The 11,703-nt window shown below is 63.7% G+C and carries 10 protein-coding genes, 1 other RNA gene and 1 pseudogene; 2 read left to right on the top strand and 10 right to left on the bottom strand.

Going from position 1 to position 11,703, the window contains the following annotated elements:
* The first annotated feature begins 318 nt into the window (after positions 1-318).
* Positions 319-393, top strand: a non-coding RNA gene (locus KWO_RS06985) — sX9 sRNA.
* A gap of 87 nt (positions 394-480) precedes the next feature.
* Here the strand turns inward: KWO_RS06985 and KWO_RS06980 are convergent.
* From KWO_RS06980 to soxR, 3 genes and pseudogenes are all read right to left on the bottom strand, one after another.
* The gene (locus KWO_RS06980; RefSeq protein WP_010381151.1) at positions 481-1,272 is read right to left on the bottom strand and encodes a YopJ family acetyltransferase; all 792 of its coding nucleotides are present in this window, start codon (positions 1,270-1,272) and stop codon (positions 481-483) included.
* Positions 1,273-2,219: 947 nt separating this feature from the next.
* Positions 2,220-4,227: pseudogene (locus KWO_RS06965) on the bottom strand (M1 family metallopeptidase).
* A 221-nt stretch (positions 4,228-4,448) separates the two neighbouring features.
* Positions 4,449-4,895, bottom strand: a complete 447-nt coding sequence (soxR, locus tag KWO_RS06960) for a redox-sensitive transcriptional activator SoxR (RefSeq protein ID WP_017113333.1) — start codon at positions 4,893-4,895, stop codon at positions 4,449-4,451.
* Positions 4,896-4,996: 101 nt separating this feature from the next.
* Between soxR and KWO_RS06955 the strand changes: the two genes are divergently transcribed.
* Entirely contained in the window at positions 4,997-6,370 is a 1,374-nt protein-coding gene (locus KWO_RS06955; RefSeq protein WP_017113332.1) for an MFS transporter, read from the top strand.
* A gap of 77 nt (positions 6,371-6,447) precedes the next feature.
* On the opposite strand, the gene KWO_RS06950 is transcribed toward KWO_RS06955, so the two are convergent.
* From KWO_RS06950 to KWO_RS06920, 7 genes are all read right to left on the bottom strand, one after another.
* Positions 6,448-6,708, bottom strand: a complete 261-nt coding sequence (locus tag KWO_RS06950) for a hypothetical protein (protein WP_010381137.1) — start codon at positions 6,706-6,708, stop codon at positions 6,448-6,450.
* 233 nt (positions 6,709-6,941) lie between these two features.
* Entirely contained in the window at positions 6,942-8,108 is a 1,167-nt protein-coding gene (locus KWO_RS06945) for a glutathionylspermidine synthase family protein (protein WP_010381134.1), read from the bottom strand.
* Between the two features lies 1 nt (position 8,109).
* Complete coding sequence (locus tag KWO_RS06940) at positions 8,110-8,682, bottom strand: DUF1190 domain-containing protein (protein ID WP_010369129.1); 573 nt, start codon at positions 8,680-8,682, stop codon at positions 8,110-8,112.
* Positions 8,683-8,694: 12 nt separating this feature from the next.
* Positions 8,695-9,099 carry a DUF350 domain-containing protein gene (locus KWO_RS06935; protein WP_010369128.1) on the bottom strand — a complete coding sequence of 135 codons (405 nt, stop codon included), beginning with the start codon at positions 9,097-9,099 and terminating at the stop codon, positions 8,695-8,697.
* 37 nt (positions 9,100-9,136) lie between these two features.
* A complete protein-coding gene (locus KWO_RS06930) occupies positions 9,137-9,814 on the bottom strand; it encodes a YjfK family protein (RefSeq protein ID WP_017113330.1) in 678 nt (225 codons plus the stop codon).
* Positions 9,811-10,893, bottom strand: coding sequence for a potassium channel family protein (locus KWO_RS06925; protein ID WP_010381132.1), 1,083 nt, complete (start codon positions 10,891-10,893; stop codon positions 9,811-9,813). Before KWO_RS06925 ends, KWO_RS06930 begins: the two co-directional genes overlap by 4 nt.
* 25 nt (positions 10,894-10,918) lie before the next feature.
* Positions 10,919-11,692: a PspA/IM30 family protein gene (locus tag KWO_RS06920; RefSeq protein ID WP_010381130.1), complete on the bottom strand. Its 774-nt coding sequence runs from the start codon at positions 11,690-11,692 to the stop codon at positions 10,919-10,921.
* Positions 11,693-11,703 lie beyond the last annotated feature (11 nt).

Genomic DNA, 11,703 nt, shown 5'->3' with positions numbered 1-11,703 from the left:
GTGAAATTTGCATAATGAACGTGTCGCAATGGAGTCGAATGCGGCGATTGCGCAAACCTGGGATCACGACCAGTGCCGCGCGTCTGGATTGCGCATGTAAAAGTCGGCGCTGCACAGGACGCGGCAACGCACTGCATGCGCCTGCCGATTGCACGTCGCCTGTGTGTCAGTGCAGCGACGAGCACTGCGCGAAGAAGAAGGTGCACGCTTCTCGAGGGTCTGCAGGGATTCGTGTAAAACAAGCCAAAAGTTAGCTAAGAGCAGCCGGCAAAACTACTGCACAGCTGCCAGGCGGACGCGGCCGGTGCTCGGATCCTCATACCACTCGTACACTGCGGTTCTGAGCGCGCCGTCAGCGTCCGCCTGACGGCCGCTCGATGCGTTTTGTTAGCCACTTTGAATACTGTAAGTAAAAGATGTTTGCACGAATCCTGCCGAGCCTCAATTATCTCAGGGGCACCTCGCGGGCTCCTGGAGCGCTTAGCTCCCATACCCGGAGTCGGCGAAAAGCAGCGCATCCCGCAGGTACTTGAGCCTCTCTTGCTGGATGGAGGTGTTGTACGCCCTGCGCTTGCCTCCCGCCTCGATCTCCCGGAAGTTCTGGGCGAAGCTCTCTTCCAATGGTTCCCGGATATGCGCGGGAAGATCGTCGAAAACGTCCTTCGACGTCGTATGCCGGAAGAAGCTCGCATCGAGCACGTCGGAGCCGCGCGCGATCGTGACGTCCACGTCATTGATGGTATCGCTCGTCCCGACAATCTTCCCTCTAAAATTCTTCTTGTGGAGATCCACAATCAAGTCATCCTTATCCGCCATCGCCTTCGCCAGGGCGAAGGTCTTGCAGTTGATGACATCCTTCTGCGTGCCCGTGTTGAGGATGGTCAGCGTCGCGTTCTTCACGCCCTTCAACGCGGCGGTCATGACGGACAGCGTGTCGGTGCATCCCCATACGCTGTCGACCGCCAAGATGGACACCTTGCCACGACCTCCCGATACGTCCACCGCAATGCCATGGCTAGGCGCTCCCTTTCCATGGATCCGCTCCACGTTAACGACGGCGCGCCACCGCTGACCCCGCCTGGTATTGACAATAGCTTGCCGCAAGGCATCCGGCTCGGATGCCGACGCATCGAAGACCTTCACCTCGAGAGTGGGGTGGATGTGATTCTGGGCCGCCACCACCTGTGGCTGAAACTTCTGATCGAGTTCGGCCGCCGGATATTGTTTTCCTTGACGCTCGGCGTGCTCCAGCGCGTCAATGAAGTCCTGCAATTGAGCCGCGAGCGTAGGTCCGGGCGGCGAATAAGGAAAAGACACTTGCCCTGCAATGATGCCGGTGCCGGAGGGACTGGCGGATGTCCCCGAGCGGGCCCGCCTCGCTCGGGGAGAGCCGAGTGCCGCCAAGTCATGCAGGCTGGGTGACATGGACGTCTCGGGAGATGAAGGCCTAGGAGGGGTGGTCTGCTCTGTGGCGATGTTTGGATAATGCTCAAGTGAAGTTGCTATAGGTGAGCCTGCCACCGAGCCTGCCACGCTCTTTGAATTGCATAGTCCCATGGTGATCTCCTGCAGTAACCGTAGAATGCAAGTTTGGTGACTAGTTCTCCGATTCGCTTGGCCTCACCGAAGTTCTGGCTGGGACGACGAAGGCATTGCCGCGAAAGTTGAGGGTCGGCAGGGAGTCAAGACGGCGCTGATTTGGGAATCCATCAGTTCGTATCCAGGCAACTGTCCTTGCCCCTATAACACAGCGCGTAATTGAAGCAGCTGTGGGGGTAGGAGCGCATATAGCCGTGGCGGCGGTTACGCGCCCCTTTGCTATCCGAAAGACGTAACGGCCGAGATGGCTGCTCAATACCGCGCCAGATAGCAGTTCAGTGTGTGACCATGCTGAGAGTCGGCAGGGATTCGTGTTAATGCCCTTTGCTGACAGCGGGTTAGCTCACTTTTGGCTGTTTTCTTACACGTATCCCTGCCGACCCTCTTCGCTATCGACTGCGCGGCTTTGGGCAGCTGACATACGCAGTCAGTCGTCGTCGGGCGAACCCATCCTCATCGCACAGGAGCCACGTCGTCTGCTGCCGATCGATGCCGGGCAACTGCTGCGCTCGCCCGGTGATCAACGCAGGCGCTTGTTTCCGTTTTCGTCGGCGGTTGCCGCACGCAGCCACCGACGCGACCGCGCTGCGGCCACGTCGGCACCCCCGCTCGCGCAATGCTCAGCCGGTGATGTCCACACGCGCGTCGCTGCGGTCGGCATCTGGCAGCACATGGTCCGGGTCCAAGGTGACGTGCAGCACCTTCTGCGTGGTCGGCAGGTTGACCGTGGGCGTGGTGGTCTGCAGCCAGGTTTCCACCGGCACGCGCCGGTCCAGATGGCTGCCATCGGCCAGGTCAGCACGCAAGGTCACCGGCATCACCAACTTCTGCCGGCTGCGCAGCGTGACTTGCACGCCCTTGGACGGGTCATGGTCCACGTAATGCGCTGCGGTGATGCCCATGTCCAGCTGCCAATTATTGAGATACCAGCCGCGCCACCACCAGGACAGATCTTCGCCACTTTCGCTCTCCATCAGCCGGAAGAAATCCGACGGTGTGGGATGTTTGTAAGCCCAGGTGGCGATGTATTTGCGAAACGCGGGATCAAAGCGCGCCGGCCCCAGAATCTGTTCGCGCAACAGCACCAGCCCCAAGGCACCCTTGAAGGTAGGTCAGCGGATGGCGATAGGTCTCGCTGGTGGAATCGGCGTTGTCCATCAGCGTGGGCGCATGGGTATCGGCCAGCAGCGGCAGGATTTCGTCGACCGGGTTGCCACCTTTCGGTGCGTATTCCGAATCGCGCTTGGGCGCGTATTCGCCCTTGTTGAACGCATCCGATGCATACGCGTCGATGAAGGTGTTGAAGCCTTCATCCATGAAGGCATGCCGGCGCTCGTTGGAGCCGACGATCATCGGGAACCAGGTGTGGCCGATTTCGTGTGCGGTGATCCAGAACAAATCCTTGCCGCCGTCTTCGAAGCCGTCGAAGACGATGCCCGGGTATTCCATGCCGGCGCCGTAGCCGCCCAAGTTGATCGCTACCGGCCACGGGTACGGATACCACTGCGAAAAATGCTCGATGGCGCCTTTGACGTATTCGGTGGAGCGGTTCCACTTGTCTGCGCCCACGCCTTCCACCGGGTAGACCGACATTGCCAGCGACTGCTTGCCGCCCGGCAAGTTGATGCGCGCCGCGTCCCAGACGAATGCCGGCGATGCGGCGAATGCGACATCGCGGGTGTGGTCCATATGGAAGCGCCAGGTCTGTGTGCCCTTGCTCGCTGGCTTGGCCGCGCGTGCAGTCACTTCGTCAGGCGTGCGGATCAGCACCGTGCGGTCGCTGCCGCGGGCTTGTTCCAGGCGTTGCTGCTCGGTGCGGCTGAGCACGTCCCGTGGGTTGGTCAGTGCGCCCGAGCCAGCGACCAGAAAGCCCTCCGGCACAGTGACTGCGTAGTCGAAATTGCCGTATTCCAGATAAAACTCCGAGCCCAGATATGGCTGCGTGTCCCAGCCGCGCAGATCGTCGTACACCGCCATGCGCGGGTACCACTGCGCAATCTCGTAGATCTCGCCCTGCTTGCTGGCACTGACCGCAGTGCGCCCGCCCCAGGTGCCGGGAATGGTGTAGCGGTAACGAATATGCACGGTGAGCGCCTTACCCTGCCCGGCCAGCGGCTGCGGCAGATCCACCCGCATGCGGGTGTCGTCGACAACGAAGTGCACGGCCTGGCGACGCCCGCCCATGTCGACCTCGACACTGGCGATCTGCATGCCATTGGTGAACTCCTTGCGCTTGAGGGGCCGGCTGGCGGCAGCGCGCGCGTCGGCACGATAGATGTTCTGGTCCAGCTGCAGCCACAGCACGTCCAGCGTGTCGGGGCTATGGTTGGTATAGGTGATAGCGGCCTCGCCGCTGAGCGTGTGCGTTGCTGGGTCGATGCTGGCGCTAAGGTCGTAATCGGCGCGGTTCTGCCAGAACGCCGGGCCGGGCACGCCGCTGCCGCTGCGGTAACTATTCGGGGCGTCCGGCAATTGCAGGGGCGCGAACAGGGCCAGCGGGTCGAACACGTTCGCTGGAGCGGGCGTGGCGGATGCGGCGCTGGCTGGCGCGGCGGCGGCAAGCATCGGCGCAGTGAGGCACGCCAGCGACAATGCAACGGTGAGCGATCGGCGCACGGTGGGGGTCATGCGAAATCCTGCGGCGGGAAGGGGGTTCCCATCCTACGGCGCACCTCGCCGCGCATGGGAATGCCATTGGTCCCGGTTGCGGCCGCGTGATGCTTTGGACGTGGCCGCCAATGCGCGCGCCGGTGCAGCGCTAGCGGCGCTCTACATGCACGCATCGCGTACCGATCAAGTCCACGACGCCTGCATGACGATCGGCGCGAGGAAGCGGTCGTTAGCCAGGCTTACTCCACGATCAGGCTAGCCAGTCGCAATGCCCCCTCACCGCCCTGGCCCATGGCGTCGTCCGGATTACTCAGGCGGCAGCGGCGCAGCGACAGACAGCCGCAGCCGATGCACTCGGTGAGCTGGTCGCGCAAGGCCTGCAGTTCGTTGATGCGCGCGTCCAGTTGGCTGCGCCAGCGCGCCGACATGCGCGCCCACTCTGCACGCGTGGGCGTACCTTGCTCCGGCAACACCGAGAACGCATCGAGCACCTGCTGCAGCGGCACACCGAGCCGCTGCGCCACGCGAATCACCGCGATCCGCCGCAGCACATCGCGCCCGTAGCGGCGCTGGTTGCTGGCGGTGCGCAGGCTACTGATCAAGCCTTTGCGCTCGTAAAAGTGCAGCGCCGACACCGCCACGCCACTGCGCTTGGCCACCTCGCCCACGGACAACTCGCGCTGCATTGCCTTGACCTCAACTTAGGTTGAGGCAGGATGCTGCGCGGCCATCACCGGGGCAAGCACCGGTGCCATGGCTCTACACACTTTTCGTCCCAGGATGTTCGATGCCCACCGACAGACTGACCACTGCCGCAACGCTGCCCATTGAAACGCAGCCCACCTCCATCCTGGCCGCGCCTTACCGCGCGGCAACGCTGGGCATGGTGGCGCTGGTGTCGCTCAACGCCTTCGAGTCGCTGGCAGTTGCCGCCGCGATGCCCACGGTGGCGCGCGAATTGAACGGCCTGCCGCTGTATGCATTGGCATTCGGCGGCACCCTGGCCACCAGCGTGGTCGGCATGACCGCAGCCGGGAGTTGGAGCGACCGCCGCGGGCCTGGCGGTGCATTGGCTGCCGGCCTGCTGTGCTTCGTGGTCGGCCTGCTGGTTGCCGGCTTGGCACCGAGCATGCCGCTGCTCATCGTCGGGCGCTTACTGCAAGGTCTGGGCGCCGGCGCGTATTCGGTGGCCTTGTACGTCATCGTCGGGCGGCTGTATCCGGAGGTCTTGCGCCCGCGCGTCTTTGCCGCGTTTTCAGCCGGCTGGGTGGTGCCCTCGTTGATCGGCCCCGGTATCAGCGGGTTGATCGTGCAACACGTGGGCTGGCGCTGGGTGTTTCTGTCGGTGCCGCTGCTGGCGATTCCGGCGGGATTACTGCTGTGGCCGGCGCTGCGCGGACGCACCTGGACAAGCGAGGTTTCCGATGCACCAACTGCATCGCTGGGCTGGGCCGTCGGCGCGGCGTTAGGCGTGCTTGGCGTATATCTGGGCGGGCAACTGCACGGCACGCTGGTACCGGCCGCGATGCTGCCGGCGCTGTCGATCGCGATGTATTGCGCCTGGCATCTGCTGCCGGCCGGCACGTTGCGGCTTGCGCGCGGATTGCCCAGCGTGATCGCGCTGCGTGGCATCGCTGCCGCTGCGTTCTTTGGTTTCGAGGCCTTTTTGCCGCTGCTGCTGTCGCGCGAACGCGGGCTCTCGCCGCTGCTGACCGGCGTGGCGCTGAGCGTGGGCGCGTTGGGCTGGTTTAGTGGTTCGTGGTACCAGGGCCACAGCCGTGCCGGTTGGTCGCGCCCTTGCCTGCTCAAGACCGGCGCGCTGCTGATGACGCTGGGCATCGCGATCAGTGCAGGGGCGGTGTGGCCGGCGATTCCGGTGCCGTTGGCCATCGCCGGCTGGGCACTGACCGGCCTGGGCATGGGCCTGCTGTATCCCAGCCTGTCGGTGGTGCTGCTGTCGCTGTCGCCACCGACGCAGCAAGGCGCCGATAGCTCTGCCTTGCAGTTGAGCGAAGCCATTGCGGTGGCGGCCATGCTGGCACTGGCCGGCGCCTTGTTCGCTGCGCTGCTGACATCGGCGACGAGCGCGGCCTACCTAAGCGTGTTCGGGTTGGCGTGGCTGTTGGCGGTCGCGAGCTTTTTTGTGGCGCGACGGGTGTGATGGGTGGTGGGGTGCGTGTGTGGATGGAATGAGTGATGCGTTGACAGCGCATCCTGATGCCAGTGTGATCGGCCGATTTACACCACTCCACTGAAATGCACCGCGTGCGCGGTCGGCACGCCTGACGCGGTCTGCATGCGCACCACGTCATTCTGGCATCGCGCAAACGCGCAGAGATTCCGCAGCGACGACGTGCCGACCACTTTGCCGATCCTGTCGAGATCGCTGCAACCGCAAGCGAAAAAAATCCTCCGCCAGTGATTGGTCATTTTTTCACCGCCGATCTTGACAGCGTTGCGGGCCGGGGCCTGCGCGCACTTGTCCACAGCCTTGTGCAACTTCCATCCACAGGGGGTGTGGAAAAGATGCGTCGCCTTGCATGTGCCTGAGGCGTTGCGCGCCGCTGGCGCCTGTGTCACGCGCGACAAGCAGTGCCATCGCAGTGGCGTAGTGCCTGCCGGCCACACGCTGGGCGTCATCCCAAGAACTGTATCCACGTGTGACGCAGAGAAGCTTGGACCCATGCGCAACATCGCCACCGCTCGGTGGCGATGTACGCACAAACTGCGCATCAATCGGTGATGACGTGCGGCACGAAGCGCGAGGTGTCGCGGGTGATCGGGCCATCGTCGTCGCGCATGCCCAGTCCGGCAGGACGATCAGCGACCACCCAGCTGCCCACCAGCGCATGACGTCCGTCGAACACCGGCAGCGGATGATGCGCCTGCAGAATTGCGGGGCCATCCACATACGGGCCATCGGTGTGTGCGGCCTCGCCTTGCGCAGTGACCAGCGCGATGTTGGCGCCCTCGCGCGACAGCAGGGGCTTGCGCACCCAGCCTGCGGTCGGCGCTTCACCGGCTTGCGCAAAGCGGGCCGGCAGCAGATTCGGGTGGCCCTGATGGCGGTCCCACAGCAGCGGCAGGATGCCTTTGTTGCTCAACACCGATTTCCATGCCGGCTCGATCAAGCGCACCCGGTCGGCGATCAATGCCGGCCCGAAGCGTTCTTGCATCATGAATTCCAGCGGATACAGCTTGAACAGCGTGTGGATCACCCGATCCTGCTCGTCGGTGAACCAGCCTTCCGCACTCAGGCCGATGTCTTCGATGGCGACTTCTTCAGTACTGATGCCGACCTGATGCGCACAGTCGCGCAGATACCGCACGGTGGCGCGATCTTCCAGCGAATCGCGCACCGCCGCAAAATGCATCTGCGCGCCGATCGCACCGTCCACCGCCAGCGCACCCAGCGTTTCGCACAGCAGGTCCTGGATCAGGTTGTACTGATCGGTGCCCTTGGGCAGCGCGCCGCTGGCGATCTGCTGCTCCAACCATAACCACTGAAAATACGCCGATTCGTACAGCGAGGTCGGGGTGTCGTAATTGAGTTCGTACAACTTGGCCGGGCCGTTGCCCGAATACGCAAGGTCCATGCGGCCATACAGATGCGGGTCGCGCTCTTTCCACGAGTTGGCGATCCAGTCCCAGTAGAACGGCGGAATGGCCAGCTGCGTCATCAACGCTTCCGAGCCCACCACCTCGTCCACCAGCTGCATCGCCATGTCGTGCAACGCTTGCGTGGGCGCTTCGATGTCGTCTTCGATCTGCCGCAGCGAAAACGCGTAGTACGCGCTTTCGTCCCAGTACGGTTCGCCGTCGATGGTGTGGAAGTGGAAACCCAGCGATTCGGCCTGCGTGCGCCAGTCCGGGCGTTCGGGGATCAGGATGCGTTGCATGTCAGCCGCCGAAGCCCGAGCTGCGCCCGCCGCTGCCGAATGAACTGCGCGCCGCCGCACTGGAACCGAAGCCCGAGCGCGACACGGTAATGGCACGCGTGGGCATGTCGATGGCGCCGCTGCGCCCACGCACGGTGCCAATGCGGTCGCTGGCAAGATCGCCATTGGGCTTGTAGTAACCGCCGCTGCGATAATCGCGATACAGCGGGATCGAGCCGCCATAGCGGTAGCCGCCGCCGCTCATATTGCCCAACGCGTAACCCAGCAAGAACCCGCCCATCGGCGGAATCCAGCTCTGCTGGCCTTGCGGATTGGTGATCGCCGTGCAACTGCCGAACTGCGCATCGCACTCGTAGCGCGTGTTGAAGCGCGGTGCGGCCTGCTGATGCTTGGCCACCGCCTCGTCGTAGGCCTTGAGGCATTGCTGGATGTCGGTCTGTTCCTTCTTGATCTGGTAACAGTCCGAGGCCGACTGCAGCACCACACCGGTCTCCGGCTCCGAGCCACAGCCGGTGACGAAGGCGGCCGGTAGCGCGGCCATCAAGGTGAGTTTGAGATTGCGTGATCGCTTCATGCCTGCGCTCCGTTACGGCGTGATCGCAGCGGCATTGATCAGCCCGACTGCGATCGACACGCCGGCCGAAAAGATGCCGGCAGCGGTGATGTTGTCGGTGATCTGCCGCGAGATGCGCCCGGCGACCAGATTGGCCAGCAGGTACGCCACCACCTGGATGCCGCAGGCCACCAGGCCCCAGATCAAGGCGTCGATCAGGCTGACCGAATGGGTAATGGCCGAATGCAGCGGCAACGCCACACCGATCAGGTTGCCGGCCAATGCGGTGGCCGCAGCCACATTGCCCTGCCGCAGCAAGGTGAAATCCTTATGCGGGGTGACCAGCGTCACCAGCACCACCGAAACGATCAACACACCCAGGCCGGTACCGAAATAGGAAAGAAACGCGAGAAAACTGTGCAGATTGATCGGGTTCATGACAAGACCAAGGTGAGTGGAAGACAAGCGCGCGCGCTCAGGTGATATCCAGATCGGCAACGGTGACATCAATTCCGACTGCATAGGTGACGCAGAATTCGTTGGGTCCGGAATCCTCGCCGGTCACCAGCAAAAATTCTTCGCGCTGCAGCTCGGGCACATCGCGGCTATAGAGCATGGCGTAGTGGGTCAGATCGCCGTCGCGGCGCGGGGGCTGGTAGCGGTACAACACTTCGTCGTAGGCGATCGGCGGAATCCGCGCGGCATCGTCAGTGGACTGTGTGGCACGCTGCCACTGCTTACCGGCATACTCGATCCGCGCCGCACCCAGATGCGGATGCTGCATCACGAACTCCTGAAACGCCTGTTTGCTGGGCGGGTTCACCGTCTCGCAATACACGAAGGCCTTTATCGCTTCCAGATCGCCGCCCACAGTGGTGACCTGCAAAAACGCATCGTCGTCCAGATAGAACCGATGCAGCGCGTAGCCATCGCCCAGATCGACGTGGCCGTAGCACGGAATGCCCTGATGCCCGCCCGGCAATTCGGCGGTCATGGCCTCGGGCGCCATGCGGTACAGGGTGGTATCAATTTCCACCTGGCCACCGACGCGTAGCCCCAGCGGCAGCGTGTGACCGATCGCGCCACTCCCGGAAGTGGGCAGCGGCGGCGGTTGCGGTTGACCGAACAATTTGCTGAAAAAACTCATCGTCATACACCTTGTGGCGATGGGAAAATGGCGGACGCCTCGCTGCGCATGGCCTGCCACGCGATGGCGTGTGCCGGCACGCGCTGCTCGGCCAGGTAGTACAGCATGGTACCGGCGGCGACCGCCGTGCGTGCTGGCGGGTTCAAGCGCAATGCACCGTCGGGTGCGCGCAGGCCCAGCAGCAATGCGCCGCGCTGGCTGAAATCGGCCGCAAGCCGGCTGTAATCCAGTGGTTGGACATTCGCGGGCACGGCAAGACTGAACTGGGTTGGGCCATCGTCCACCGACAGCAGCTCGGCGGTGATCGCCGCGCTGCCCGGATCCTGCGCCGCACGGGCCAGGATCTCGGCGGTCATCGGGCGCGTGCACTCAATGGCCGGGTAATGGCAGTTGACCAAGCGCGCAGCGCTGGCCGAATCGAAGTGCGCCACGATGTGCGCGGCCGGCGCATGCGCCATCAACGCGAACACCGCTGCCAGGGTCTGGTCGTCCGAGGGCGGGTTGACGATCACACGCGCCGCGCCGGCAATGCCGGCACGCAGGTACACCTCGGTATGCGTGTACGACTCGGCGGCGATGAAGCGCATGTGGTCGGGCAGCGGATTTTCCGCCACGCCTTCGGCAATCAGCACCACACCCTCGTCATCGGTGGCGGTATCGGAGAGCAACAACTCCAGCAAGCGCGTGGAAGCCGCGCCCTGCCAGCCGATCAGAATGGTGTGCCCGCGCAGATCGGCATAGGCCATCTTGCCCATGTGGTGGCGCCTCCAGAAAGTGATGAGCACGCCGCTGGTCTTGGCCAGCACCGTGGCGAACAACGCCACCGCTCCCGGCATCAACACGAAGGCGGCGATATAGCGCCCGGCCGCCGAGCCCGGCGACAGATCGCCGTAGCCGATGGTGGTGGCGGTGGTCATGTAGTAATACGGAAACGCGTCCAGGCCGACGAGCTTCTGCTCGCCAGCCCAGAGCAGCAACACCCAGCTCAGCCCCATGTGCACCAGCAGGGCCAGAGTCACCATGCCCCAGCTGACGCGGCGCACGTGGCGCCGCACTACCCGCAACAGCCGTCCAACGATGATCATGGCGCATCCTGTGCCGTGCGGTGGATCAACTGTCGCTGCGCGGAACCTGCTGCACGTCGCGCACCTGGCCAATCAGCGGCGCGCTGCCGCCGGCATTCTCGTGACCCAGCTGCGCAGCCGGCTTCTTGAAGCGCGCCAGCACCGCAGCGGCGTTGGATTCGCCTTCCATCAGGCCAGCCGCCGCCAGGCGCCGATTGAGATCGCCATCGCCGCTGGACGCTTCGAGTTCTTCGGCCGATTCGATCCGCGCCGAGGTCTCGGCCTGCCTTGCCTTGATACGCTCCAGCGATTCCAGCGCCGAGCCCATCTTGCTGCTGGCACCGGAGTGGCGGGCGGCAATCGCGGCCTGCGCCTTCTGCACCGCGTCGGTGGCCTTGACCGTGTCGATTTGCTGCCGCATACCGCGCAGCTGGTTTTCGGTCTTCTGGATGGTGGCCTTGAGCGTCACCACCGACTGATCCAGCGCGGTCTTGGAAGCCTTGTCGCCGGCGTCTTCGCTTTCCAGCGCAGCCAGTTTGACTGCCACATCGTGCGCCAGCGCTTCATCATTCTTGGCCAACGCGCCTTCGATGTAACGCGTGTATTCGGCCATCTTGCCGGCGCGCGCGTCGATTTTCTGCTGGGCCAGCTTGCTCTGCGCCATCAGCTTGGTGAGCTCTTCGCGCGAGCGCGTGAGCTGGGCGCCGGCATCGCGCATTTCCTGGTCCAGGATGCGCAGCGCATTGGCGTCGACCGCCTTCTGGCCGGTTTCGTGTGCGGTACCACGCAGCAGCGTGATCAGCTTGGAAAAAATACTCATGACAACACGCC

The sequence above is a fragment of the Xanthomonas vasicola pv. musacearum NCPPB 4379 genome (assembly GCF_000277895.2).
GTDB classification, from domain to species: Bacteria; Pseudomonadota; Gammaproteobacteria; order Xanthomonadales; family Xanthomonadaceae; genus Xanthomonas; species Xanthomonas vasicola.
The sequence above is the reverse complement of the archived record's forward strand: the minus strand, read 5'-3'. Positions and strand labels throughout refer to the sequence as shown.